Source organism: Plantactinospora mayteni (assembly GCF_016862935.1).
Taxonomy (GTDB): Bacteria; Actinomycetota; Actinomycetes; order Mycobacteriales; family Micromonosporaceae; genus Plantactinospora; species Plantactinospora mayteni.
In genome coordinates this window covers 18,564-44,858 of record NZ_BONX01000004.1, presented here as the reverse complement: position 1 = coordinate 44,858, position 26,295 = coordinate 18,564, and the positions used below count along the sequence as shown (strand labels likewise).

Below are 26,295 nucleotides of genomic sequence, written 5' to 3'. Positions count from 1 at the left end.
TTTTCAATAGTTGGCCGTTTCCGTGTCTCGACCCGTCGAACAAGACCATGCCACAGTTTCGACAAGTCCTGATGGACGGTGAGTTGTCGACCGTCCACCGAACTCGGAGGAGACTTCCATGAGCACGCCGGCAGAGCGGTTGCGTACCGAATGGGCCACCGACCCGCGTTGGCGGGGCGTCGAGCGGGTCTACGGCGCGGACGAGGTCGTCCGGCTGCGCGGCGTGGTACGGGAACAGCACACCCTCGCCGACCGGGGCGCCCGGCGGCTGTGGGACCTGCTGCACCGCGAGGACTTCGTCCCGGCGCTCGGGGCGCTCACCGGCAACCAGGCCGTGCAGATGGTCCGGGCCGGGCTCAAGTCGATCTACCTCTCCGGCTGGCAGGTCGCCGCCGACGCCAACCTCTCCGGGCAGACCTATCCGGACCAGAGCCTCTATCCGGCCAACTCGGTGCCGGCGGTGGTGCGCCGGATCAACAACGCACTGCTGCGCGCCGGCCAGATCGAGACCGCCGAGGGCCGGAACACCGGAGGCGACGACGCCGGGATCGACTGGCTCGCCCCGATCGTCGCCGACGCCGAGGCCGGGTTCGGCGGGCCGCTGAACGCGTACGAGCTGATGACCGCGATGATCGTGGCCGGGGCGGCCGGGGTGCACTGGGAGGACCAGCTCGCCTCGGAGAAGAAGTGCGGGCACCTCGGCGGCAAGGTACTGGTGCCGACCGGGCAACACGTCCGGACCCTGAACGCCGCCCGGCTCGCCGCCGACGTGGCCGGCGTCCCCTCGGTGATCGTCGCGCGTACCGACGCGCAGGCGGCGACGTTGCTCACCACCGACGTCGACGAGCGGGACCGGCCGTTCGTCACCGGGGAGCGGACCGCCGAGGGCTTCTACCGGGTCCGCAACGGATTCGACGCCTGCGTCGCCCGGGGACTCGCCTACGCCCCCCACGCCGACCTGCTCTGGATGGAGACCAGCACCCCGGACCTGGAGTTGGCCCGCCGGTTCGCCGAGGAGATCAAGGCCGTCTACCCGGACCAGTTGCTGGCGTACAACTGCTCGCCGTCGTTCAACTGGCGCAAGCACCTCGACGACGCCACCATCGCCAAGTTCCAGCGCGAACTCGGGCACATGGGCTACCGCTTCCAGTTCATCACGCTGGCCGGGTTCCACGCGCTGAACTACTCGATGTTCGACCTGGCCCGGGGCTACGCCACCGAGGGCATGCCGGCGTACGTGTCGTTGCAGGAGCGGGAGTTCGCCGCCGAGGCGTACGGCTACACGGCGGTCAAGCACCAGCGCGAGGTCGGTACCGGCTACTTCGACCTGGTCAGTACGGTGCTCAACCCGGCCGCCGAGACCACCGCACTACGCGGTTCCACCGAAGAGGAGCAGTTCTGATGCGGATCGCAGTGACCGGGCCGCTCCGCGAGCGGTACGACGAGATCCTCAGCCCCAAGGCGCTGGACTTCCTGGTCGCGCTCGACAGCGAGTTCGCGGCCCGTCGGGTGGACCTGCTGGACACCCGGCGGGCCCGCCGCGCCCGCTTCGCCGACGGCCAGCTCCCCGGCTTCCTGCCCGAGACCGAGGCGATCCGGGCCGACCCGACCTGGCGGGTGGCGCCGCCGGCACCGGGCCTGCGCGACCGGCGGGTCGAGATCACCGGCCCGACCGACCGGAAGATGACGGTCAACGCGCTCAACTCGGGCGCCAAGGTGTGGTTGGCCGACTTCGAGGACGCGCTCGCGCCGACCTGGGACAACATCGTCGGCGGGCAGCTCAACCTGGTCGACGCGATCGACCGGCGGATCGACTTCACCGCACCGGGCGGCAAGCGCTACACGCTCGGCGACGACCTCGCCACCATCGTGGTCCGGCCGCGCGGCTGGCACCTGGTGGAGAAGCACATCGTGGTCGACGGGCGGGCCATCTCGGCCACCCTGGTCGACTTCGGGCTCTACTTCTTCCACTGCGCCGGGCGGCAGCTCGACGCCGGCAGCGGCCCGTACTTCTATCTGCCGAAGCTGGAGAGCCACCGCGAGGCGCGGCTGTGGAACGAGGTCTTCCGGTTCGCGCAGAACTACCTCGGCATCCCGCAGGGGACCATCCGGGCCACCGTGCTGATCGAGACCGTCACCGCCGCGTTCGAGATGGACGAGATCCTGTACGAACTCCGGGAGCACTGCGCGGGGCTGAACGCCGGACGGTGGGACTACATCTTCAGCATCGTCAAGAACTTCGGCTGGCGGGACGACTTCGTACTGCCGGACCGGGGCGACGTGACGATGACGGTGCCGTTCATGCGGGCGTACACCGAGTTGCTGGTCCGGACCTGTCACCGGCGCGGGGCGCACGCGATCGGCGGGATGGCCGCCTTCATTCCGAGCCGGGACCCGGAGGTCAACACGGTCGCGCTCGGCAAGGTCCGGGCGGACAAGGAACGCGAGGCGGCCGACGGGTTCGACGGCTCCTGGGTGGCCCACCCCGGCCTGGTCCCGGTCTGCCGGGACGCCTTCGACGCCGTCCTCGGCGACCGGCCGCACCAGCTCGACCGGCGCCGCCCCGAGGTGACGGTCGGCGCGGACGACCTGCTGTCGGTGGACCGTACCCCGGGCCGGGTCAGCGGGGCGGGGCTGCGCGGCAACGTGGCGGTGGCGCTGCGCTACTTCGACGCCTGGCTGGGCGGTACCGGCGCGGCGGCCATCTTCGACCTGATGGAGGACGCCGCCACCGCCGAGATCGCCCGCTGCCAGGTGTGGCAGTGGCTGCACCACGCGACGCCGCTGGCCGAGGGCGGCCGGGTCACCGAGGCACTGGTCCGGTCGATCCTGGTCGAGGAGGTGACGGCGCTGAACGCGGAACGGTCGGTGGAGGACCGGGACCGGCTGACCCTGGCGGCGGAGATCTTCGTGCGGACCGCGCTCGGCGAGGAGTTGCCGGCATTCTTCACCACCGAGGCGTACGCCCGGCACCTGGTGACGCCGACGGCGCCCGCCCGGTAGGGGAATGCGCTGTCCGACCGGGCAGGCCCGGGCACAGGGACCACGGTCGGATCGGGCGGTCGCCGCCGAGCTGCTGGGCTGGGCCGGTGGCGAGAGCCGGAGCGACGACCGCGTTCCGTTCCTCGACGGCGACCTGGCCGGGTACGCCGGCCAGGCGCTCGCCCAGCTCGGTGCCAGCCAGCCAGACCGTCGAGGCGTTGGACGCGCTGCTGCACCGGATTCCGGCCGTCCCCGGCGTCGAGGCGCTGCACATCGTCGGTGAGACGGCGAAACTCGCCTTTCCCGGCGGGCCGGTCGGCGACGACGTACCGTTCGCCGCCCTCGACGCCCTCGACGCCCTCGACGAGCGGCAGCGACGGCTGGTCCGGCAGCTCGCCGACCACGAGCAGGTGTGGCAAATCGACGGCTGTTCTTCGGCAACTTCCGGTCGCTGGTCGGCGGGGACGGCCTGCCGGACAAGTACGTCACGCTCCGGTCGTACGCCGGCCAGGGGGAGTCGCGCGCCGGCCGACGCGGTTACGGGCAGTCCATGAGAAGCCCGTAGCGACGATCTCCAGCAGGAGGCTGGACAACGGTAATCAGGTCTACTCCGGCCATCCGCCCTACCGGAGCCAGTACCGCACAGTCGAATACCTCGCCGGTGGTCTCGACCCGGAACGACTCGGACACCTCCTCGGGCGTTCCGTCGGTCGTGTCCAGGGTGCCCTCGAACTGCTCCCGGTACCTCTCCGACGTCTCCTCTGCGCTGTCCAGCCGAACCTTCTCAGTCCGGTAGCGGGCAGACAGCGCAGACTCCACCGCCTCCTTCTGCCCGGCGGTGACGTCGGTGTTCAGGAACACCGTCACGACGTAGCGATCCTGCGGCTGCCGGACCGACGAGAGAACCAGGAACGACCCGGCGGCGGCGATCGCACCGACGAGCATCGCCGCCAGCGCGACGGCCGCCACCAGGATCCAGTGCCGCCCCGGGGTGGGCCGGCCGGAGACGGTGGACGACGAACCGGCGGGCGACGGCGTATCCGCCGGCGGCTGGGGTGGCAAGTCGGACATGGCTACCAGTGTCCACCACCCCCGCGGCACTGCGCAGTATCCGGCGAGCCGGCCCTCGTCGACGTTCCGCCGGCAGCGGCTATGGGCAGTTCAGGAGGACGGCGTCAGGACGTCCCACGGCGGGGAGCTGACGAACGATGATCCCGTCCACCCCGGGCATCCCCTCTACCGCAGCCAATCCCGCACAGTCGAACAGCCGGCCGGCGGTCACGACCAGCAGGGATTCGGGGAGCGAATCAGGGCGCACGCTGTACAGCAGATCCGGCTGGTCCTTGAACAGTTCCTTGAACCTCTCGTACGCCTCGTCACGGCTCTCCGTCCGGACCGCACCGGTCGGGTACCGGGTAGACAGCGACGACTCCACCACCGCCTTCTGATCGGCGGTGGCGGCAACGTCCAGCCGCACTCTCACCTCGTACCGGTGCTGCGGCTGCGGCTGGTCGTCCCGCATGGCGAACAGCGTCGCGGCGGTGGCGAGCGCACCCACGAGCATCGCCGCCAGCGCGACGGCCGCCGCCACGATCCAACGCCGCCCCGGGGTGGGCCGATTGGACACGGCAGACGACGAACCGGCGGGAGACGGCGTACCCGTCGGCGGCTGGGGCGGCATGTCGGACATGGCTACCAGTGTCCACCAGCCGGTCGATACGTGGTAGCGCCGTGTCGGGGTGCCGGCAGGTAGGCCGGCGCCCCGACCCCCGACTACGCCTCGGCGACTCGGCGTGTCACCCGACTACTTGTCGTCGGAGAGCGCGACCAGCGCGCTGGCGGTGCGGAAGTACTGGCTGCGGCCGAGGTCGCCGATGGTCTTGATGCCCAGCGCCTCCTTGAGGTGCGTCGCGGCCCGCTCGCTGACTCCGGCGAGCGCGGCGACCGGGGCGTCGACGAGTTCGGCCAGGCTCTTGTCCTGGTATTCCTTGTCGACCAGCTTGGCGAGGTTGGCGGTAACCGGCACGAATACTCCCAATGGACAGTCGGTCCGGCACGGCGCCGGATCCGGCCTGCATTGTTCCAGATAGGACGGACGCGGGTTCGGCCGGATCATGAACTCGGCGAAGCCGCCGGGTGGCTGGGATCGGGCGGACCGGGGCTGGGATCGGGCAGAGCGGGAGCGGGATCGGCACCGGATTCGGCCGCCGCCCGGGGCCGCAGTACGTTGCCGGTGAGCCGGGCCAGTTCGGCGTCCCGGTCGGCGCGTTGCCGTGGCCAGCCCGCCGCGTCCGGCCGGCGCTGCCAGGGCAGCGGCCCGCCCGGCGGCCGGTATTCGACACCGAGCGCGTCCAGCCGGCCGAGGTGTTCGCGCAGCCGCTCGTCGAAGCCGTCCATCGTGCCCGGTGCCGACCAGACCGCCTCGGCGAACGCGGAGAGCCGGGGAAAGGCCAGGTAGTCGACGGTACGGGGGGTGTCGGCGTGTTCGGTCCAGAGGTTGCACTGCGCGCCGACGATCCGGTGCCGCAGCTCGGCCGGCAGTTCGGCGGGTACCGGGTCGAAGGCCCGCACGTCCGCGACGGTGAGCACGGTACCGACCGGGATCGGCTCGTCCGGCCGGTCCGACTGCCGGTAGTCGAGGTAGGCGGAGGTGTCCCAGCAGGAGACCACGTCGTGCCCGGCCCGGGCCGCCGCGACCGCCAGCGCCGGCCCGCGCCAGGCCGCGACCGTCGCCCCGCCGGGCAGCCCGCCCTCCAGCACCTCGTCCCAGCCGAACAGCTCCCGCCCGTTCGCCGCCAGGTGCCGCTGGAGCTGTCGGACGAACCAGCTCTGCAACTCGTCCTCGTCGCGTAGCCCCAGCTCGTGCCGGCGCCGCTGGGCGGCCGGGCTGGCCCGCCACTCGGACTTGTCGCACTCGTCGCCGCCGATCCCGATGTGCCGGCTCGGGAACAGCTCCATCACCTCGTCCAGCACGTGCCGGACGACGTCGAGGGTCTGGTCGGAGACGTTCAGTACCCGCCGGGAGATCCCCCACCGGGTCGAGACCGCCACCGGCTCGCCGGGGCCGTTGCCGAGTTCCGGGTACGCGGCGATCGCCGCCTGGGTGTGCCCGGGCAGGTCGATCTCGGGTACGACGGTGACGAACCGATCCGCCGCGTACCCGACGATCTCCCGGAGGTCGTCCTGGGTGTAGTAGCCGCCGTGCGGCCGGCCGTCGAAGCGCTCGTGCTGGCGGGAGCCGACCATCGACTCGGGCCGCCAGGCGCCCACCTCGGTCAGTCGGGGGTAGCGCCGGATCTGCACCCGCCAGCCCTGGTCGTCGGTGAGGTGCAGGTGCAGCACGTTCAGCTTGTGCGCGGCGAGCAGGTCGACGAAGCGCAGCACCCCGGCGACCGGGATGAAGTGCCGGGCCACGTCGAGCATGCAGCCGCGCCAGCCGAACCGGGGCGCGTCGGAGACCTCCACCGCCGGTACCGTCCACGGGCCGGTCGCCACCCGGGCCCGCCGGTACACGGCCGGCGGCAGCAACTGGAGCAGACTCTGGGTGCCGTAGAAGACGCCGGCCGGGGCGCCGCCGGTGATGGTGACGCCGTCGGGGCGTACCCGCAGGTGGTAGCCCTCGGCGGGCAGTGCCGGGTCGATGGCGAGTGCGATCGTGCCTCCCCCGGCGACGGCGCCACCCCCGTTGCGAGCGCCGTCGCCGAGGGAGGAGTCGGGCAGGCCGTCGCCGAGGGCGGGGTCGGGCAGGCACTCGCCGGGGGAGGGGTCCGGCAGCGGCAGGCCGGTGGAGCGGGACAGGGTCTCCCGGAGCAGCCGGGCCACCCCGGCACACGCCGGATCGGTCCGCAGCAGCGTGGCCGGGCCGAGGCCGAAGGCGCCGAATCCACGATGGACGGTGCCGGGGCGGGGCAGCATCAGTCCTTCACCGCCCCACCCAGTCCGGAGACCAGCCGGCGCCGGACGAAGACGAAGAAGACCAGTACCGGAACGGTCATCAGGGTGGACGCGGCCATGATGCCGCCCCAGTCGTTCTCGTCCGGTTTGAAGAAGACCAGCAGCGCGGCCGGCAGGGTCTGGTTCTCCGTGGCGCTGATGATGAAGGTCTTGGCGAAGAGGAAGTCGTTCCAGGCGGTGATGAAGGAGAAGACGCTGGTCGCGGCGAGACCCGGCGCGATCAGCGGAAAGAGGATCCGCCACAGGATGGTGAACCGGGAGGCGCCGTCCATGGTGGCCGCCTCCTCCACCTCGGGCGGCACCGCCGCGACGAAGCCGCGCAGCATCCAGATCGCGAACGGCAGGCTGAACGCCAACTGCACCAGTACCAGCGAGCCGAGGGTGTTCAGCCCGACCCCCGGCACGGTCCGGCCGAGGTCGCGGATCTGGAAGAAGAGCGGGATGCTCAGCGCCTCGACCGGCACCATCTGGGCGATCAGGAAGAGCACCAGGATGGTGCTGCGGGTCCGGAACCGGTAGCGGGTCAACGCCACCGCGGCCAGGAAGGCGACCAGCGCGCTCAGCGCGACCACGGCCAGCGCCACCACCAGGCTGTTCAGGAAGTACCGGCCGAAGCCGCTCACCCCGAGCGCGGAGCGGAAGTGGTCGAGCGTCGGGTGCAGCGTCCACGGTCGCGGGTCGGCCGAGAGGATCTCGCCGGTCGGCTTCAGCGCCGACAGCACCATCCAGTAGATCGGGAAGACCGTGACCAGCGCGACCAGGATCGCCACGGTGTCGGCGACACGGCGACGCATTACAGTGCCGCCTTTCGTTCGTGACTGCGGGGCTCGCAAACCCGTCTCACTCCTCGCACTCACAGCACCTCCCCGGTGCGGCGCAGCGCCCGCAGGTACAGCAGGGTGACCACCAGCAGGATCAGGGTCATCACGATGCCGATCGCCGAGCCCAGGCCGTACTGGGACGAGGCGAACGCCTTCTGGTACGCGTACACGTTGAGCACCATGTTCTGGCCGGCGATGCCGCCGCCCCGGGTCATCACGTAGATCTGGGTGAACACCTTGAAGTCCCAGATGATCGACTGGATCACCACGATCGCGATCAGCGGTCGCAGCATCGGGACCGTGATCCGGCGGAACGCGGTCGCCGCACCCGCCCCGTCCAGGGCCGCCGCCTCCAGTACGGAGGGCGGGACGGCCTGGATGCCGGCGTACAGGGTGATCATCACGAACGGGAACGAGTGCCAGACCACCACCGCACCGACCAGGGCGAAGGCCACCGTCCGGTCGTAGAGCCAGTTGTAGCCGTCCAGCCCCAGTACCTCGTTGACCAGCCCGAGGTTGCTGTCGAAGAGGAACATCCAGACCACCGAGCCGGTCATCGCCGGTGCGGCCCAGGCGGTCAGCGCGGCGTACGACAGCATCGTCCGGGCCAGCTTGCCGATCCGGGTCATCAGCACCGCCAGCGCGGCACCGAGGGCGAGAGTGACCACCACACACCCGGCGGCGAAGACCACCGTCTGGCCGAGTACGGTCCAGAACGCCGGATCGGCGAAGAGGGTGGAGAAGTTGCCCGCCCCCACGAACCGGGCCGGCTCGCCACCACTGACCTGCGGCTGCCCGTAGTCGAAGAGGGAGAGCAGCCCGAGCTGGTAGAGCGGGTACGCGAACATCGGCACCAGCACGGCGAGCGCCGGCAGCAGCAGCCACACGGGCATCAGCCGCTGCTGCCGGCGGATCGTTGCGGACGACGGCACCGCTGACTACTTTCCGAACGCCGCGGTGATCTGGGTGTTCGCCTCGGTCGCCGCCGCGTCGACGGTCGCCTTGCCGGTGATCACCTTTTGCAGCATGTTCGGCAGGATCTTCTCGGCGTCGATGGTGGTCCACGCCTTGTCGACCGGGACGAACTTGGTGCCGGCCTCCATCGTCTCGACGAACGGCTTCAGGAACGGCTCCTTGGCGATCACCTCGGCCCGGCCGGACTTCATCGCCGGCACGAAGCCCATCGCGTCGTAGAGCTTCAGGGTGTATTTCTTGCTCGCCAGCAGTTGCATGAACTCGACGGCCAGACTGCGGTGCGTGGTGGAGCGGAAGACGCCGAGGCTGCTGCCGCCGGCGAAGGCGGGCGCGATCGAGCCGGGCTTGGCACCGGGCAGCGGCACCACGCCGTACTTGCCCTTCACCGCGCCGGCCTCCACCGCCGAGCGGTTGAAGTTGCCCAGGATCCCCATCCCGGCCCGGCCGGCCGCGAACGCCTCGACGGTGCCACCGCCGGTCAGGTCGACACACTGCTGCGCCGGGCAGATCTCCGGGCTGAACAGGTCGGTGTACGCCTTGATCCCCGCCTTCGACGCGGCCGAGTCGATGGCCGCGGTGTACGTGCCACCCGAGTTGGTCGCGATGTCGCCACCGGCGTCCCAGACGAACGGCAGCGCGCCGAAGGTGTAGAGCCCGCCGACCGCGATCCCGAGCATGTCCTTGCGTTCGGCCCGGATCTTCTTGGCGGCGGTGACCAGTTCGGCGTACGAGGTCGGGGGCGTGAGCCCGAGTTCGGTGAAGACGTCGGTGCGGTAGTAGAGCGCCCGGACGCCGATCCACCACGGCACCCCGTACGCCTTGTCGGCCACGGTCACCGTCTGGACCAGGTCGGCCGGCAGGTCGGCGGCCTCGGCCCACTTCTTGTTGTCCTCGGTGACGTCGGCCATTCCGTTCGAGGCGACGAAGTTGGCCAGGTCGGTGTTGCCGACCTCGGTGACGTCCGGCGCGCTCGCCGGGTCGTTCAGCGCGCCCTTGTACTTCTCCGCCCGGGTGTCGGTGGCCAGATAGCTGACGTCGACCTTCACGTCGGCGTTCTTGGCGGTGAACTCGGCGATCGCCTCGTTGACCACCGCCTCCTTGGCGGCCCGGTTGGCCTCGTCGAAGAGCCAGACCCGCAGGGTGCCGGTCCGGCTGTCGCTGCTCTCCGCCGGCGCGTCGGTGGAGGGCGCGCAGGCGCCGGCGCCGAGCGCCAACGCCAGCAGCGCGGGAAGTGCCAGGAGTTTCCGCACGGGCTTCCTCCTCGAATAACGAGCTAGGTTCGTAATTAGGTCGATATGGATGTCATCCAGGCTGGGGTTCGCCCCGGTCACCCGTCAAGTAACAATTTCCCTGCTCAGAAGCCCTTTGTGGTCGTGCCGGAGGCATGCCGGAGCGGCCGTCCGGCCGGGCCGGACGGCACCTTGCCGGGGCCGGCTCAGTCGCCCAGGTAGAGCACCGCGTCGATCTCGATGTCGAAGCCGTTCAGCGCCACCGGCAGGGTGGTCCGGGCCGGCAGGTTCTCGGTGCCGAAGAACTCCCGGTAGATCTCGTTCATCGCCGGGAAGTCGGCGAAGTCCCGCAGGTAGACGCCGACCCGTACCGCCCGGTCGAGGTCGCCGCCGGCAGCCTCGGCCACCTTGGCCAGGTTGCTGAAGGCCGCCCGGGCCTGCTCCGCGAAGTCGCCCTTCACCCAGGTACCGTCCGGGCGCACCGGGCAGGCTCCGGAGAGGTACGCGAACTCCCCGGCGACCACCGCATGGGAATACGGCCCGCCGGGCGGTGCCGCCTGGTCGGCCACCACGATCTGCTTGGGCATGGGTCAACCTCCGTGTCGGGGAAACTGTTCGGCGAGCCCGTCCGGGCCCACCAGGGGTGGGGTGAGAAGTCGGCGTACCAGGCGGTCCCGGTCGGCCAGTGCGGCGCGTTGCGCGTCGGTGAGCGGGATCCACGGCGGCACCGGCTCGGGCAGCCGGGGCGGCAGCGGCCGGCCGGCCCGGTAGGTCAGGTCGTTGACCAGCCGCAGCGGCGCATGCCTCCGCTGCCCGTGCACGTCGACCAGCTCGTGCCGACCCGGCTCGACGGTGAAGACCGCGACATCGGCCGGCGCCCCGACCGCGAGCGTGCCGATCCCGTCCGGCAGGCCGAGCGCCCGGGCCGGCCCGACCGTCGTCGCCGCCACCACCTGCGGCAGGCTCATCCCGACCGCCAGCATCTTGGCCATCGTGGTCGGCAGGTCGAAGGCCGGGCCGTGCAGCGACCGGCTGTGCAGGTCGGTGGAGACGGCGTGCGGCGGCATGTCGGCCGCCAACTGCGCCTCCAGTACGTCGAAGGCGAAGCCGCCGGAGCCGTGCCCGAGGTCGAACCGTACCCCCGCCTGGTACGCCTCCTTCGCCGCCGGGTCGAAGCCGTCCGGACCGGCCGCGATGCCGCTGGCGCAGTGTGTGATCAGATCGCCGGGGCGCAGCAGTGGCAGCATCTGCGCCACCGTCGGCGGTGCCGCGCCGATGTGCACCATCACCGGCAGCCCGCACGCCTGGGCCGCCTCGACCGCCCGGCGCAACGGGGCCAGGCCGTGCGTACCGACGTTGTGCCGGTCCATCCGCACCTTGATCCCGACGATGCTGTCCCGGTGTGCCCGTACGGTTGCCACCGCCAGCTCGACGTCGCAGTTGGCGAGTTCCCGGGATTCGCCGACCGGGGCGACCAGCCCGACGGCGGAGATGTTCAGCAGTGCGGGCACCCGGACGGCGTACCGGGCCGAGGCGGCGGCGAACGCGGCGAACCCGTACGCCCCGGCCGAGCCCGCGTCCACCCAGGTCGTCACGCCGGAACGCCACGCCACCGGATCGGGGTCGATACCCCAGTACGTCGCACCGGCATACACGTGCGTGTGCAGGTCGACCAGTCCGGGCGTGACCAACCGGCCGGCCAGCTCCACCACCTCGGCGGCCCGCTCCCGGGGCAGTACGGGTGCGACCGCCGCGACCCGGCCGCCCCGGACGGCGACGTCGTGCCGCCCCGCCCGGCCGGTACCCGGATCGAGCAGCTCCCCGCCGCTGAGCAGCAGGTCCCAGCCAGCCGGACCGGAGTCGACGGCCCGCTCGCTCATCTGGCCGCCTCGCCCTCGACAGCGGTTCCCTCCTCGACGGCCGTTCCGCCGTCGGCGGCGGCGCAGATGCGCAGTCGGTAGAGCCGGGCCGGTCGGCCCTTGCGGTGCACCTGGGTGCTCCCCTCCACCTCGACCAGTCCGGAGTCGCTCAGCTTGCGGATCAGCCGCCGGCCGCTCGGGTCGGTGATGCCGAGTTGCTGGGCCAGGTCGCTGGGGGAGATGGCCCGGCCTTCGAGGGCCCGTTCGATGGCGGAGAGCCGGGACAGCGTCGCCGCGCTCAGCCCCACCTCGCCGGCCAGCCGTTCGAGTTCGGCGCCGTGTTCCCGGTAGGTGAAGGCGAGCGCGGCCCCGGCCGGGCTCATCGGCCCGATGATGACCCCACCGTCCTCGACCAGGTACGCGCTCGGCGACTCCTCCTGCTCGGCCCGGGCGACCGCCCGCTCGGCCAGGTGCAGGCAGCTCCGGGCCGAGGCACCGACCCCGAATCCGGCGGCCACCCGGATGCCGAGGGTCTCCTGCGCCTGGCCGAGCGCGGGCAGCGACACCCAACTGCTGGTCGCCTGCTCGAAGAGCGCCTGGTGGGCGAAGACCACCACGCCGCGCCGGCCCCGGTTCTCGATCCAGGCGTCGCCGAACTCCGGCGTGTTGAGCAGCAGGTTCATCAGCCCCACCCGGGCCCGGTCCAGGTCGAGCTGCGGGCCGGTCCGACCGACCAGGAAGATGCCGGCGACGAAGCGCAGTGCACTGGCCTGTTTGGACTGCACCTGGAGGGCCAGCTCGTGCAGTTGGGCCCGCAGGGTGGCCGGCCCGGGCAGGCCGCCGAGCACCGGCGTGTCGCCCTGGAGCTGGGCGGCGACCGCCGTACGCAGGCTGATCACGTAGTCGGCGCCGGTCCGGTCCAGCGCCGCCCGGTGGTACGCGACGATCTCGGCCACGCTCTGCTCCGGGTCGTACGGCAGGCAGCTGATCTGTCCCCGGTCCAGTTCCAGGGCCCGGGCCACCTCGTCCACGGTCTGCGCGTCGTAGGTGTCGATGCTCACCGGGGTGGGCCGCCAGCCCCGGGACAGCGCCTTGAACAGCGCCAGCGACAGGTCCAGCCCGGCCGAGCGCAGGATCGCCACCGGCAGCTCCGCCGGGAGCAGGTCACGACATTTCGCGTACGGGACCGGGCCGAGCAGCAGGCCGTCGACGCGTTGCCGGGCGAGTAGGCCGCCGACGAGTCCCCGGACCGCGTCCTCGTGCTCGTAGACGACCCACTCCAGCGTCACCCCGGCCAGCGTCCGGGCCGCGTCCTCGAAGACGGCGCGGTGGCTGGCGTGGATGACGAGACCGATCACCATCGGGCTCCCCAGGTTCGAAAGTGGTCCGTTAACGGTGGCGTCCTAGCCTGGGCCTTCCGGGCTGACCCCGTCAAGTCGTTGACGAACAAGGTTCACGTCGGGCAGTCTGGGCAGCCAACAGCGAGCCATATCCGAACCTGCACGGGGGAGAGCCGGTGCGCCACCAACTCGACGAGCCCGCGCTGGACTGGCGCGTCAAGGGGTTCTGGCAGCCCGACGCGCCGGTCTCGGACCCGGCGTTCGCCGCCGCCGGGCACTCCCTGTTCGGCGGTGCGTTCACCTGGCCGGTACTGGCCGTCCGGCGCTCCGCCGTCGCGCACAACGTCGCCACGATGGCCGAGTTCTGTGCCCGGCACGGCTTCTCGTTCGCGCCGCACGGCAAGACCAGCATGGCCCCGTCGCTGCTCACCGCCCAGTTGTCCGCCGGTGCCTGGGCGATCACCATGGCCACCGCCAACCAGGTGCTCGCCTGCCGGGCCCTCGGCGTACCCCGGGTGCTGCTCGCCAACGAACTGCTCGACCCGGTGCCGCTGCGCTGGCTGGCCGGCGAACTCGACCGGGGTTTCGAGGCACTCTTCTTCGTGGACTCGGTCGCCGGGGTCGAAGCGATCGACGCGGCGCTCGCCGACCGGCCGGCCGGTGCACCGCTGCGGGTACTTGTCGAACTCGGCTTCCCCGGCGGGCGGGCCGGCTGCCGCACCGTCGCGCAGGTGGTCGAGGTCGCCGAGGCGGTCGCCGCCACCTCCCGGGTACGCCTCGACGGCGTCGCCGGCTACGAGGGCGGGCTGCCGGACGGCGTGGCGGTGTCGGCATACCTGCGACGGCTCCGTACGGCGGCGACCGAGCTGGCCCGGCGCCGGCTGGTCGGCCCGGAGGTACTGGTCAGCGCCGGTGGCAGCGCGTGGTTCGACCTGGTGGCCGAGGAGCTCGGCGGTGCCTGGCTGACCGGCCACGACCTGCGGGTGGTGCTGCGCAGCGGTGCCTACGTCACCCACGACCACGGCTTCTACGCCGAGCACACGCCGTTCCGGCGGATCCCCGGCCAGGGCTCCCTGGACGCGGCACTGGAACTCTGGGCGCAGGTCACCTCCACCCCGGAGCCGGGGCTGGCGATCGTCGGCATGGGCAAGCGGGACGCCCCGTACGACGAGGGCCTGCCGGTGCCGCTGCGGATCCGGCGCCGGTCCGGCGAACTCCAGCCCGGCACCGGGCTTGTCGTCAGCCGGCTCAACGACCACCACGGCTATCTCGCGGTGCCGCCCGGCGTCGCGCTGTACCCCGGTGACCTGGTCTGTTTCGGTATCTCCCACCCGTGCACCGCCTTCGACAAGTGGCGGGCGATGCCGGTGGTCGACGACGCCCACACCGTCGTCGACGTGCTGCGCACCTACTTCTGAGCGGCTGCCGACCGGCCGGTCGTCCCGTTCGAACCACAATCGAAGGAAACTTTCCGCTGCGCGCGACGAACTTTTGTAGATGGCGACCAAAGTTGCCGAGCGCTGCTCTTTTCTTCTGGCTGCGCAGCCTCTAGCGTGTGTTCATTCGTAACAGAGACGACCGCTGATCGTCATATCCCGCCCGGGTGGCCGCCCGGAGCGGGAGCCACGAAGGCGTCCGGCCCGCCACGGCCGCGACGCCCGTCCCCGCGCGCCGCGAGTGGCACGTGAGCGCGCCCCTCCGTCGACTTCGTCAGGTGGGCAGCCACCGAGCTATCCGAGTTGCCCACCGAGGACCTCTTGAATCGATCCAAGCATGGGGTGGTGGAGGCGTCGCCACCCGGGAAGGTGCACGACATGGGGAAGACGCAGCGCGAACCGATGGATCCGGCGGAACGTCGCCGGCTCACCCGGCGGAGCATCCTGGCCGCCTCGGCAGGCGCAGCCGCCGCGCTCAGCGCGGTCGGCGCCAACGTGGTCCGGACCGAGGCCCCCGCGGTCGCGCACGGGCAACTGCGGGCCGAACCGCTGATCCCGGGCCGCAACCGGGGCATCATCCTCTACAGCGTCCGGGACCGGATCTCCGCCGCCCCGGACGACAGCGGTGTGCCGTACGGCTTCGAGCGGGTGCTCGCCCGGATCGCCGAGCTGGGCTACCAGGAGGTGGAGTTCGCCGGCTACAACCAGAGCACCCAGATCCTGGGACGGCAGATCACGCCGGAGGAGATCCGCAAGATCCTCGACGACAACGGGCTGGTCGCCAACGGCACGCACGCCTCGATCAACCCGGCCACCTTCGAGCAGCAGATGGACATCGCCGAGACGCTCGGGATGAAGAACATCGGCACCGGCAGCGACCCGACGAACTCCGTCTACACCGCGGACTGGGACGCGGCGGCGGACGTCTGGAACGAGCTGGGCCGGCAGGCCCGCAAGCGCGGACTTCGGCTCTACACGCACAACCACGACGCCGCGTACTCGTTCCTGCTCGACGCCGGGCCGCTGGACGCGAACGGCCGGCCGACCCGCTCCTCCGGCACCCGCCGGCTGGAGTACTTCTTCCAGAAGACCGACCCGAAGTACGTCTTCTTCGAGCTGGACATCTACTGGGCCTACGTCGCCCGCTTCAAGCACCAGAAGTACGTCGACCGGTGGGGCCGGGAGAAGACCGAGCTGTTCGACCCGATCCTCAACGTGGTCTCGCAGAGCAAGCGGTTCCCGCTCTTCCACGCCAAGGACGGCAACCGGAACAGCGCGCTGGCCAACGGCTACGAGATGACCCCGCTCGGCGAGGGCGACATCAACTTCCAGCAGTTCTTCCAGACCATCGGCGACCCGGACTTCCGGCACGCCAACTGGGAGCAGGACACCGCGCCCGGCGGCGCGACCAACCCCGGCCAGTCGCTCGACTTCGCCTCGCTCAGCTACACCAACATGTCGGAGTTGACCATCTACCGCCGCTGAGGCGTCCGGGCGGGGCACGGCGGCGCGTGCCTCGCCCACCTTCCGTGACCAGGCCCGCGCACCACCGACCGCACCCCCCGGGTGACCCCGGCGGACGTGGCACCGCGCCGGGGCACGCGCGTGTTGCTGCCCACACGACCGTGTGCCGAACGGAGGAAAGATGAAGAGAACCATGCGCCGCTGGCTGACCGTGCTGGCGGCGACCGCGACGATCGTCCCACTGGCGGTCCAGGCCCCGGCGGCGGCCGTACCGGACCCGGGAGCGGGTTCCGGCGGCGTACCCGCCGAGCCACTGGTGGCCGAGGAGAACGGCCCGGCCGCGCTCCGCTCGGACGTCCGGGCACCGCGTGACTACGGCGTACTGGTCTTCACCAAGACGGCCGGGGCGCGGCGAGCGTCCATTCCGGACGGTGTGCAGGCGATCCGGGACCTCGGCAAGGAGCACGGGTTCCGGGTCACCGTCACCCAGGACGCGGCGGCGTTCACCGAGCAGAACCTCGGCACGTACCGTGCGGTGGTCTTCCTCAACACCACCGGCGACATCCTGAACGCCAGCCAGGAGGCCGCGTTCGAGAAGTACGTCCGGGCCGGCGGCGGCTTCGCCGGGGTGCACGCGGCGGCCGAGACCGAGCCGGACTGGGCGTTCTACCAGAGCCTGCTCGGCGCGAAGGCCACCGGTGCCTCCCCGGTCGAGCCGGGCAACATCGACGTCGCCGACCGGGCACACCCGTCCACCGAGACCGTGCCGCGCACCCTGACCCTGACCGAGGAGTGGTACAACTTCTCCGCCAACGTCCGGGGCAACTCGCACGTGCTGGCCACCGCCGACGAGCGCAGCTTCGCGGGCGGCACGATGGGCTTCGACCACCCGGTCGCCTGGTGCAAGGACTACCAGGGCGGTCGCTCCTGGTACACCGGGCTCGGCCACTCCATCGAGACCTATCGCTCGAAGCCGTTCACCAAGCACCTGCTCGGCGGCATCCAGTGGGCGGCCGGCGTGGTCGAGGGCGACTGCGGGGCGACCGTGATCGGCAACTACGAGAAGGTGACCCTCAACGACGAGCCGGGCGAGCCGATGTCGCTCGCCGTACTGCCGGACGGCCGGGTGCTGCACAACACCCGGGGCGGTCAGGTCCGGCTCTACAACCCGACCAGCGGGGCCAGCCCGGTGATCAACACGATCCCGGTCTACAGCCACGACGAGGACGGGCTGCAAACCGTCTCGATCGACCCCGACTTCGCCACCAACAAGTGGGTCTACCTCTTCTACTCGCCGCCGCTGAACACCCCGGTCGACAACCCGGCCACCCCGGGGGTCAACGAGGGTGACGCGCCGGTCACCAGCACCGATCCGACGGTCTGGGACAAGTTCAAGGGCTACAACCAGCTCTCCCGGGTCAAGTTCGTCGACGGCGAGACCCCGCACCTGGACATGAGCACCGAGCAGCAGATCCTGCGGGTGGACGTGGACCGGGGCATCTGCTGCCACGTCGCCGGCAAGGTGAAGTTCGACGGCAAGGGCAACCTCTATCTGATCACCGGTGACGACACCAACGCCGGTGGCTCGGACGGCTTCGTCCCGATCAACGAGTCGCCGACCCAGGGCCCGGGCTACGACGCCCAGCGCTCCTCCGCCAACACCAACGACCTGCGCGGCAAGCTGCTCCGGATCAAGGTACGGCCGAACGGCACGTACACGATCCCGGCCGGGAACCTCTTCCCGGAGGCGCAGGACTACGACAACAAGACCCGTCCGGAGATCTTCCTGATGGGGCTGCGCAACCCGTTCCGGTTCGACGTGGACGCCTCCGGGCGGGTCTACGTCGGCGACTACTCGCCGGACAGCCGGACCTCGAACCCGGCCCGGGGACCGGAGGGGACCGGCCGGTGGTTCGCCACCAACAAGGCCGGCAACTACGGCTGGCCGTACTGCTACTCGCCGGGTCTGCCGTACATCGACTACGACTTTGCCACCCGGACCTCCGGGAAGCCGTTCAACTGCGGTGCCCCGGTGAACAACTCGCCCCGGAACACCGGCCGGACGGTGCTGCCGCCGGTCCAGGACCCGCAGTTCTGGTACACCTACGAGGCGCGTACCCCGTGCCCCGGGGCGTACCTGGAGACGCCGCCGACGAGCTGCGACTTCAAGTGGCCGGTGATCGGGACCGGCGGGGTCGGGCCGCACGGCGGACCGATCTACAAGTACGACCCGGACTCGACCTCGGAGACGAAGTTCCCGGAGTACTACGACAACGCCGTCGCCTTCGGCGAGTTCACCCGGGACAAGATTTTCATGATGCGGACCGACGGCAAGGGCAACCTGACCGGGGTCGAGCAACTGCTACCGGGCTTCGTCTTCGACAACCCGATGGAGATGGAGTTCGGCCCGGACGGCAGCCTCTACCTGCTGGAGTACGGCGACGGCTTCTTCACCGCCAACCCGGACGCCCAGCTCTCGGTGATCCGCTACGTCAAGGGCAAGCGGTCCCCGGTGGCGGTACTGAACGCCAGCCCCACCTCCGGGCAGGCCCCGCTGACGGTGAACTTCTCGGCCGTCGGCTCGTACGACCCCGACCCGGGCGAGTCGATCTCGTACGCCTGGGACTTCACCAGCGACGGTACGGTCGACTCGGCCGACCCGAGCACGTCGTACACGTACCCGGCGAACGGGACGTACACGGCGCGGTTGACGGTGACCGACTCCAGCGGCAAGACGGGAGTGCTGACCCGGACCATCACGGTCGGCAACACCGCCCCGACGGTGACGGTGACCGGCCCGATCCCGGGTTCCTTCTTCAACTGGGGTGACCCGGTTCCCTACTCGGTGACGGTCACCGACCCGGAGGACGGCACCATCGACTGCTCCCGGGTCACGGTCAGCTTCGTACTCGGGCACGACACCCACGGCCACGAGCACGGCTCGACCACCGGCTGCACCGGGGTCCTCCAGTCCCCGGCCGACGGCGCCGACCACGCCGGCGGCTACCTCTACGGCGGGATCAGCGCCATGTACACCGATCTCGGCGGTGGCGGCCAGCCGGCGCTGACCACGGTGAGCCAGGTCGTCGTGCAGACGCCCCGGCAGCAGGCCGAGTTCGCCCAGGTGAAGCAGAACGTGACGATCGCCAACACCAGCGACGCCGGTGGCGGTCAGCACGTCAACGGGATCGACGCGGGCGACTCGATCGCGTTCGACCCGATCAACCTGGGTGACGCCAGCGCGGTCACCTTCCGGGTCTCCGGTGGCTCCGCCGCGACCGCCGGTACGCCCCGGGCCACCGTCGAGCTGCGGCTCGACTCGCCGACCGGTCCGCTGGCCGGCACCGCCACGCTGAACGCCACCACCGGGAACAACGACTGGTCCAGCCAGACCGTGCCGGTCGACCAACCGGCTGGCGGGCACCGGCTCTACCTGGTCTTCCAGCCGGTCACCGGCGGCCCGACCACCGGCCTGGTGAACCTGAACTGGGTGGAGTTCACCCCGAAGTAGCCCGTCCGCAGCGGTGCCGGGGAGTCACGGGTGTGGCTCCCCGGCACCGTCGTCTGTGGAGCGTCCGCCACCCGGCCGGTCCCACACGGTCCTCAGTCGACCGGCGGCGGGGTGTCCGCGGCACGGTCCTGCCGCTGCGACGGGACCGTCGCTTCCCGGTCCGCCGACTCGGTGGCCGACGGTGCCGCGTCGGCCGGCACCGTGGCCGCCGGGGAGGCGGCCTTCCGGCGCCGCCGGGCCAGTCGTATTCCGACCGGTAGGAGCAGGGCCAGCACGGTGACCACGAAGAGGGTGCCGGAGATCGGCCGGGTCACGAACCCGCTCGGATCGCCGTCGAAGATCCGCATCGACTGCCGGAACGCCGTCTCCAGCACACTGCCCAGCACGAACGCCAACACCAGCGGGCCGGGCTCGAAGCCGGTCTTCTTCATCAGGTACCCGACGACGCCGAAGACGATCACCAGCAGCATGTCGAAGGTGCTGTTGTTGACGGTGTAGACGCCGAGCATCGTCACGGTCACCACGATCGGCGCGAGGATGCTGTCCCGGACCGAGACCAGCCGGACGAAGATGCCGACCAGCGGCACGCTGAGGATCAGCAGGAAGATGTTGCCGACGTACATCGAGTCGATGACGCCCCAGAAGACCTCGGGGTTCTCGTTGATCAGGCGGGGACCGGGCGGGATGCCCTGGAGCAGCAGCGCGCCGAAGATCAGTGCCATCACCGGGTTGGTCGGGATGCCGAGGGTCAGCAGCGGGATGAACGAGGAGGTCGCCGCCGCGTTGTTCGCGGTCTCCGGTGCCGCCACACCCTCGATGGCGCCCCGACCGAACCGCTCCGGCGTCCTGCTCCGCCGCTTCTCCAGGGCGTACGCGGCCATCGACGACAGCACCCCGCCGCCGCCCGGCAGCAGGCCGATGAAGAACCCGACGACCGAGCCCCGACCCACCGCGCCCCGGGACTGCCGCCAGTCCTGCCGGGACGGCCAGGCGTTGCTGACCCGGGGCTTCGGCAGCCGGTTCCGGGCCCGGTGTTCGAGGAGGTAGAGGATCTCGCCTAGCCCGAACAGCCCCATCGCGAGGGCCACGAAGTCGACGCCGTCGGCCAGGTTGATGTTGCCGAAGGTGAACCGGGGCGAGGCGAACAGCGGGTCCGGTCCGGCGGCGGCGAGCAGCAGGCCGAGCCCTGCCGCGACCAGGCTCTTCGCGGTCGACACCGTACCGAGGCTGGCGACCAGCAGGATTCCCATCGCGGCCAGTACGGCGTTCTCCGGCGGCCCGAAGCCGAGCGAGAACCTGGCCAGCAACGGGGCGACCAGGGTCAGCCCGACGATGCTCACCGTGCCGCCGATGAACGACCCGATCGCGGCGATGCCCAGGGCCGAGCCGGCCCGCCCCTGCCGGGCCATCTGGTAGCCGTCGATGGTGGTGATGACCGTGGCCGCCTCGCCGGGCAGCCGCAGCAGTACCGAGGTGATGGTGCCGCCGTACATGGCGCCGTAGTAGATGCCAGCGAGCATGATGATCGCCGACTCGGCCGGGATCTCGTAGGTGATCGGCAGCAGCAGGGCGATCGTCGCGACCGGGCCGAGGCCGGGCAGTACGCCGATGACCATGCCGATCACGACACCGGCCAGGACGTACAGCAGGTTCACCGGGGTGAAGACCACCCCGAAGCCGGCCAGGACGGGCTCGAGGAAGTCCACTCAGAACGCCAATCTCGGAAGGCTCACGTCCAGCAGCGTGATGAACAGCAGGTAGAGCACGGCCGTGGTGGCGATGCTGACCGCTGCGGTGACCAGCCAGGACTCCCGGCCGAGCACCTTGAGCCAGAACGCCATCACCAGCAGGGTGGACATCTCGAAGCCGATCCGGTTGATCAGCAGTACGAAGACGACCAGGCTGACGACCCCGAGGGCGATCCCGATCCCGCCCCGGCTGAACCGCTCGACCGCCCCCGCGTCCCGCTCGAAGACCAGCGACCACAGTCCGGCGCCGAGCAGGAGCAGGCTGGCCAGCGCCGGCCAGAGCCCCGGCCCGGCCTCGGCGGGGGTACCGAGGGAGAGCGAGACCGAGTAGCCGAGCGCGACCAGGCCGAGCGCGACCGGTACCACCCCGGCGACGAGTTGCCCGAGCCGGCCGGCCGGCGGGACGTCCTCGGAGGGCAGCAGACCCGGCTCGTCCTCCCCGGTCGGCGGGGACGCCTCGTCGAGGTCGGAACGGGTCACTTCGGCCCCAGCCCGAACCGGTCGATCAGCGCCTTGTACCGGTCGAAGTCACCCTTGATCTTGCTCGCCACCTCGGTACCGTCGACCTCGAACCGGTCGATGTAGTTCTTCTTCAGGAAGTCGTCGTACTCCGGTGCCTTGACCGCCTCCCGGAACGCCTCCTGGAGCGCGGTCACCGCGTCGTCCGGCATCGACTTCGGTCCGGCGATGAACCGGGCCTGGTCGACGGTCAGGTCGAAGCCCTTCTCGGCGGCGGTCGGCAGGTCGGGCAGCGAGGGGCTGCGCTGCTGGCTGAACACCCCGAGCCAGCGCAGCTCACCGGACTCGACCAGCCGCATCGACTCGGCCGGTTGGGAGGCACCGATGTCGACCTGCTTGCCCAGCACGGCGGTGACGGCCGGACCGCCACCCCCGAACGGCACGTCGGTGGCGTTGATCCCGGCGAGCTTGTAGAAGGCGGTCTGCGCGAAGTACGCCCCGGTGCCCACCCCGGAGTGCCCGTACGTGATCCGCCGTCCGCTGCCCTTGAGCGCGATGACGTCGTCGATGGTCTTGAACGGGGAGTCCTTGTGCGCGACCAGCACGATGTTCTCGACGGTCAGCCCGATCACCACCCGCAGTTCGTCGAGCGAGACGGTGGCGGCGCCCTTGCCCAGTTGCGGGGTGAGGGTGAAGAGCGAACTGGGCGGGAAGCCGATCTTGTAACCGTCGGCCGCGGCCGCGGCCACCTCCTTGGTGCCGACGGCGGCGGCCGCGCCGTCCCGGTTGACGATCACCATGGAGTGGCCGAGCGGCTTCTCGATCGCCTTGCCGAGGGTCCGGGCGATCAGGTCGGTGCTGCCACCCGGGGCGAACGGCACGATCAGCTCGACCGAGCGTTCCGGGTATCCCGAACCGCCGTCGTCGCCGCCGTTGCCGGTCTGCACGCTGCAACCGGCGAGGAACGCTCCCGCGCCGAGCCCCGCGCCGAGGCGCAGGACGGCCCGCCGGTCCATGGCGTGCCTCAGATTCGATTCGGTCACTGGTCCCTCCCTGGTGGCTCAGGTTGGAGATCTTGGACTTCGAAGAGTGTCACCTTGATACATGCCGATCTAGGTACTGTCAATCAAACCGGTGGCATCGGTAGGAAGTGGACAGCGACGGAGGCAGCACCGGAATCCTCTCAGCAGGTCGGGGTGCCGCCAGCGCGCCGCGCCCAGCGGCTTCCGGGCCGCACCGGCGCGCTGGCCGCCGGACACGCCCAGCGTGCACCGTCCGCCCGGCGCGGGCGCGGCGTCGGGTCCGGTCCGACCGCCGGTCAGGCGATCCGGGCGACGGCTCCGCCGGGCGGCTCGGGCACGGCGCCCGGGTGCAGGATCGCGGCGATCGCCTCGACGCCGTCCACCAGGCGCGGGCCGGGGCGGACGACCAGGCCGTCCCCGTCGACCGCCCATACCGCGACCCCGGACAGCCGGCGCGCGACGGTCTCGGCCTGCCGGGCCGCGCCGTCCAGGTGGAAGCCGCACGGCGTCACCAGCACGATCTCCGGCTCGGCGTCGGCGAACTCCTGCCAGGTCGTCTGCACAGACCGCGCCCCGGGCCGGGCGGCCACCGGCTCGCCGCCGGCCGCGCGTACCAGGTCGGGCACCCAGTGACCGGCGGTGAACGGCGGCTCGACCCACTCCACCACCGCGACCCGGGGCCGTGGTCGACCCCGGACCGCCGAGGCCACCGCCGCGAGTCGGTCCCGCAACGCGCCGACCAGCGCCTCGGCCCGATCGGGTACGCCGGTCCGCGCGCCTACCGCCAGGATCGTCCCGAAGACCTCCTCCAGCGAGTACGGGTCCAGCGAGAGCACGTCCGCCCGGCAGCCGAGATAGTCGAGGGCGTCCTCGACGTGCTCGGACGGCAGTGCGCAGACCCGGCAGAGGTCCTGGGTCAGGATCAGCTCCGGCGCCAGTCCGGCGAGCGCGTCGGCGTGCAGGGTGTAGAGGTCGGCCCCCGCCGACATCTGTGACTTCACGTACTCGTCGATCGCGGCCGGCGTCATTCCCCGGGTGTCCCGGCCGCCGACCACGACCGTCTTGTCGGTCCGGGCCGACGGTGGCTCGTCGCACTCGAACGTCACGCCGACGAGATCGTCCCCGAGCCCGAGGGCGTAGACGATCTCCGTCGCGGAGGGCAGCAGCGACACCAGGCGCATACCGCCATCGTGCCCGCCCACGGCCGTCGCCGGACAGCCGCCCCGGCCGGTCAGAGTCAGGCGATGGTGTGCCCACCGTTCACGGCGATCCGTTCGCCGGTGATGAACGCCGCCTCCGGCGAGGCGAGGAAGGCAACGGTGGCGGCGACCTCGCCGGGGCTGCCGAACCGGCGCAACGCCACCTCGTCGGCGTACGTCTGGAGCACCTCGGTGGGCACCTCGGCGTGCCGCTCCACCGGGATCCAGCCCGGGGCGACCAGGTTCACCGTGATCCCGTACTGCCCCAGTTCGCGGGCCCAGGTGCGGGTCAGCCCCAACTGCGCCCCCTTGGCGGCCGAGTACGCGGAGAAGCCTGGCGCGGCCCGCTCGAACAGGTCGGAGCCGATGTTGACGATCCGCCCGCCGCCCCGGGCTTTCATGCCCGGCAGCACCGCCTGGACCAGCAGGGTCGGGCTCTTCACGAAGAAGACCAGTTGGTCGAGGAGGTCCTGCCAGCGGAGATCCTCGACCCCGATGACAGGCTGCGGTCCGGTGGCGTTGACCACCAGCACCTGCACCTCGCCCAGCCGGCGCTGCACCTCGGCGACCAGCCCGGACACGGCGTCCTCGGCCGTGACGTCGGCGGGGAAGAGTCCGGCCTCCCCACCGGCCGCCCGGATGTCCTCGACCACGGCCAGTGCACCGGGGCTGCTGGCCAGGTCGTTCACCGCCACCGCGAACCCTGCCCGGCCGAGGGTCCGGGCGATCTCCGCGCCGAGCCCCCGGCCGGCCCCGGTCACCAGGGCCACCCGTACCGGAGCACCGTCCCCGTCCCGCATGGACCGACCCTGTCGGACTCAAGGTCGACAAGCAAGCCCGCGTTCACCACCTGCCGAACGAACGGAAGTCGATCGCTGTTCGGCGCCGGGGCGTACGGTTGGCCGTCCGCGCCGACCCACCCCACCGATGGAGGATGCTCGATGTCGTCCGACTCCGACGCGCTGATCCGGCGGTACCGGGCCGCCACCGCCACCCTGACCGTGACCAGCGACGGTGCCCCGCTGGCCGGTCAGCAGGTGGTCGTCGCCCAGCGCGACCACGCGTTCCTGTTCGGCTGCACCGGATTCGAGTTCATCCCGCTGGCCAACGGCGAGTTGACGGCGGCCGTGGAGGCCGGACCGGGCTCGCCGGGCGAGGCCGAGATCACCCGGGTCGAACGGTTGGCCGACCTCTGGTTCGACCTGTTCAACTTCGCCACCCTGCCGTTCTACTGGGGACGGTTCGAGCCCGAGCGCGGCCGGCCGGACACCCGGCGGCTCCAGGCGACGGCGCGCTGGTTCGCCGAGCGGGGCTGCCTGGTCAAGGGTCACCCGCTGGCCTGGCACACGGTGAGCGCCGAGTGGCTGACCGAGCTGTCCAACCCGGAGATCACCCAGGTGCAACTGGACCGGATCCGCCGGGAGGTGACCGACTTCGCCGGGGTGATCGACACCTGGGACGTGATCAACGAGGTCGTGATCATGCCGATCTTCGACAGGTACGACAACGGTCTCACCCGGATCTGCCGGGAGCTGGGGCGGATCCCGCTGGTCCGGATGGTCTTCGACGCGGCCCGCGAGGCGAATCCGGGTGCCACCCTGCTGCTCAACGACTTCGACATGTCCGCCGCGTACGAGTGCCTGATCGAGGGGGTGTTGGAGGCGGGGATCCGGGTCGACGCGCTCGGCTTGCAGAGCCACATGCACCAGGGCTACTGGGGCGAGGAGAAGACGCTAGCCGTCCTCGACCGGTTCGCCCGGTACGGCCTGCCGATTCACTTCACCGAGACGACCCTGCTCTCCGGGCACCTCATGCCGGCCGACATCGTCGACCTGAACGACTACCAGATCCCGGACTGGCCCAGTACGCCGGAGGGGGAGGAACGGCAGGCCGACGAGATCGTCCGGCACTACAAGACCCTGCTCTCGCACCCGTCGGTGCGCGCCACCACCTACTGGGGAATGGTGGACGGTGGCTGGCTCGGCGCGCCGGGCGGCTTCGTCCGGGCCGACGGCACCCCGAAGCCCTCGTACGAGGCGCTGCGCGGGCTGGTCCGGGACGAGTGGTGGCTCGCACCGACCACCCTGGGCACCGACGAACTGGGCCGGGTCAGGGTCACCGGTCTCCTCGGCGAGTACGAGGTGTCGGCCGGCGGTCGTACCGCGACGTTCCGGCTCGACGAACCGGGGGCGACAGCGGTCGAGGTGGCGCTCTGACCCGCTTGCTCGGGGTCAGCCACGACCCTGCCCGGCGGCGGGGCCCGGCCGGGGAACTGGCGAGGGTCAGCTCCCCGGCC

22 protein-coding genes are annotated in these 26,295 nt (G+C 71.1%); 7 read left to right on the top strand and 15 right to left on the bottom strand.

Going from position 1 to position 26,295, the window contains the following annotated elements; genetic code table 11:
• Positions 1 to 118 precede the first annotated feature (118 nt).
• The 3 genes from aceA to Pma05_RS03800 all read left to right on the top strand — a co-directional run bounded on the left by aceA (position 119) and on the right by Pma05_RS03800 (position 3,536).
• A complete protein-coding gene (gene aceA, locus Pma05_RS03810; RefSeq protein ID WP_203855868.1) occupies positions 119 to 1,402 on the top strand; it encodes an isocitrate lyase in 1,284 nt (427 codons plus the stop codon).
• On the top strand, positions 1,402 to 3,003 hold the full coding sequence (aceB, locus tag Pma05_RS03805; protein ID WP_203855867.1) for a malate synthase A: 1,602 nt from the start codon (positions 1,402 to 1,404) through the stop codon (positions 3,001 to 3,003). The genes aceA and aceB overlap by 1 nt, the downstream gene beginning before the upstream one ends.
• 86 nt (positions 3,004 to 3,089) lie before the next feature.
• Positions 3,090 to 3,536: a hypothetical protein gene (locus Pma05_RS03800; protein WP_203855866.1), complete on the top strand. Its 447-nt coding sequence runs from the start codon at positions 3,090 to 3,092 to the stop codon at positions 3,534 to 3,536.
• Here Pma05_RS03800 and Pma05_RS03795 read toward each other — a convergent pair.
• The 10 genes from Pma05_RS03795 to Pma05_RS03750 form a co-directional block, all read right to left on the bottom strand.
• Positions 3,520 to 3,951: a permease-like cell division protein FtsX gene (locus Pma05_RS03795; protein ID WP_203855865.1), complete on the bottom strand. Its 432-nt coding sequence runs from the start codon at positions 3,949 to 3,951 to the stop codon at positions 3,520 to 3,522. The genes Pma05_RS03800 and Pma05_RS03795 overlap by 17 nt on opposite strands.
• Positions 3,952 to 4,132: 181 nt before the next feature.
• On the bottom strand, positions 4,133 to 4,609 hold the full coding sequence (locus Pma05_RS03790; protein ID WP_203855864.1) for a permease-like cell division protein FtsX: 477 nt from the start codon (positions 4,607 to 4,609) through the stop codon (positions 4,133 to 4,135).
• Between the two features lie 177 nt (positions 4,610 to 4,786).
• Positions 4,787 to 5,008 carry a hypothetical protein gene (locus tag Pma05_RS03785; protein ID WP_203855863.1) on the bottom strand — a complete coding sequence of 74 codons (222 nt, stop codon included), beginning with the start codon at positions 5,006 to 5,008 and terminating at the stop codon, positions 4,787 to 4,789.
• Between the two features lie 86 nt (positions 5,009 to 5,094).
• Entirely contained in the window at positions 5,095 to 6,897 is a 1,803-nt protein-coding gene (locus Pma05_RS03780) for a beta-N-acetylhexosaminidase (protein ID WP_203855862.1), read from the bottom strand.
• Positions 6,897 to 7,730, bottom strand: coding sequence for a carbohydrate ABC transporter permease (locus tag Pma05_RS03775; protein ID WP_203855861.1), 834 nt, complete (start codon positions 7,728 to 7,730; stop codon positions 6,897 to 6,899). The genes Pma05_RS03780 and Pma05_RS03775 overlap by 1 nt, the downstream gene beginning before the upstream one ends.
• A gap of 59 nt (positions 7,731 to 7,789) precedes the next feature.
• On the bottom strand, positions 7,790 to 8,689 hold the full coding sequence (locus tag Pma05_RS03770; RefSeq protein ID WP_239311629.1) for a carbohydrate ABC transporter permease: 900 nt from the start codon (positions 8,687 to 8,689) through the stop codon (positions 7,790 to 7,792).
• A gap of 6 nt (positions 8,690 to 8,695) precedes the next feature.
• A complete protein-coding gene (locus tag Pma05_RS03765) occupies positions 8,696 to 9,982 on the bottom strand; it encodes an extracellular solute-binding protein (protein WP_203855860.1) in 1,287 nt (428 codons plus the stop codon).
• Positions 9,983 to 10,167: 185 nt separating this feature from the next.
• Positions 10,168 to 10,548, bottom strand: a complete 381-nt coding sequence (locus Pma05_RS03760) for a RidA family protein (protein WP_203855859.1) — start codon at positions 10,546 to 10,548, stop codon at positions 10,168 to 10,170.
• Positions 10,549 to 10,551: 3 nt separating this feature from the next.
• Positions 10,552 to 11,841, bottom strand: a complete 1,290-nt coding sequence (locus Pma05_RS03755; RefSeq protein WP_203855858.1) for an amidohydrolase/deacetylase family metallohydrolase — start codon at positions 11,839 to 11,841, stop codon at positions 10,552 to 10,554.
• A complete protein-coding gene (locus Pma05_RS03750; protein ID WP_203855857.1) occupies positions 11,838 to 13,181 on the bottom strand; it encodes a helix-turn-helix domain-containing protein in 1,344 nt (447 codons plus the stop codon). Before Pma05_RS03750 ends, Pma05_RS03755 begins: the two co-directional genes overlap by 4 nt.
• A 155-nt stretch (positions 13,182 to 13,336) precedes the next feature.
• Between Pma05_RS03750 and Pma05_RS03745 the strand changes: the two genes are divergently transcribed.
• From Pma05_RS03745 to Pma05_RS03735, 3 genes are all read left to right on the top strand, one after another.
• Entirely contained in the window at positions 13,337 to 14,578 is a 1,242-nt protein-coding gene (locus tag Pma05_RS03745; protein WP_239311627.1) for a type III PLP-dependent enzyme domain-containing protein, read from the top strand.
• Between the two features lie 396 nt (positions 14,579 to 14,974).
• Positions 14,975 to 16,081, top strand: a complete 1,107-nt coding sequence (locus tag Pma05_RS03740) for a sugar phosphate isomerase/epimerase family protein (protein WP_239311625.1) — start codon at positions 14,975 to 14,977, stop codon at positions 16,079 to 16,081.
• A gap of 160 nt (positions 16,082 to 16,241) precedes the next feature.
• Positions 16,242 to 19,571 (top strand): ThuA domain-containing protein, encoded by a 3,330-nt coding sequence (locus Pma05_RS03735; protein WP_203855856.1) that lies wholly within the window; start codon positions 16,242 to 16,244, stop codon positions 19,569 to 19,571.
• Between the two features lie 92 nt (positions 19,572 to 19,663).
• Here Pma05_RS03735 and Pma05_RS03730 read toward each other — a convergent pair whose 3' ends face one another.
• The 5 genes from Pma05_RS03730 to Pma05_RS03710 form a co-directional block, all read right to left on the bottom strand.
• A complete protein-coding gene (locus Pma05_RS03730) occupies positions 19,664 to 21,277 on the bottom strand; it encodes a tripartite tricarboxylate transporter permease (protein ID WP_239311622.1) in 1,614 nt (537 codons plus the stop codon).
• The gene (locus tag Pma05_RS03725) at positions 21,278 to 21,799 is read right to left on the bottom strand and encodes a tripartite tricarboxylate transporter TctB family protein (RefSeq protein ID WP_203855855.1); all 522 of its coding nucleotides are present in this window, start codon (positions 21,797 to 21,799) and stop codon (positions 21,278 to 21,280) included.
• Positions 21,796 to 22,821, bottom strand: coding sequence for a Bug family tripartite tricarboxylate transporter substrate binding protein (locus Pma05_RS03720; protein WP_203855854.1), 1,026 nt, complete (start codon positions 22,819 to 22,821; stop codon positions 21,796 to 21,798). Before Pma05_RS03720 ends, Pma05_RS03725 begins: the two co-directional genes overlap by 4 nt.
• Before the next feature lie 275 nt (positions 22,822 to 23,096).
• Positions 23,097 to 23,981, bottom strand: coding sequence for an ABC transporter substrate-binding protein (locus Pma05_RS03715; RefSeq protein WP_203855853.1), 885 nt, complete (start codon positions 23,979 to 23,981; stop codon positions 23,097 to 23,099).
• Positions 23,982 to 24,037: 56 nt separating this feature from the next.
• On the bottom strand, positions 24,038 to 24,799 hold the full coding sequence (locus tag Pma05_RS03710) for an SDR family oxidoreductase (RefSeq protein ID WP_203855852.1): 762 nt from the start codon (positions 24,797 to 24,799) through the stop codon (positions 24,038 to 24,040).
• 141 nt (positions 24,800 to 24,940) lie between these two features.
• Here Pma05_RS03710 and Pma05_RS03705 point away from each other — a divergent pair, with 141 nt between their 5' ends.
• Positions 24,941 to 26,215 (top strand): endo-1,4-beta-xylanase, encoded by a 1,275-nt coding sequence (locus Pma05_RS03705; RefSeq protein WP_203855851.1) that lies wholly within the window; start codon positions 24,941 to 24,943, stop codon positions 26,213 to 26,215.
• The last annotated feature ends 80 nt before the right edge of the window (positions 26,216 to 26,295 follow it).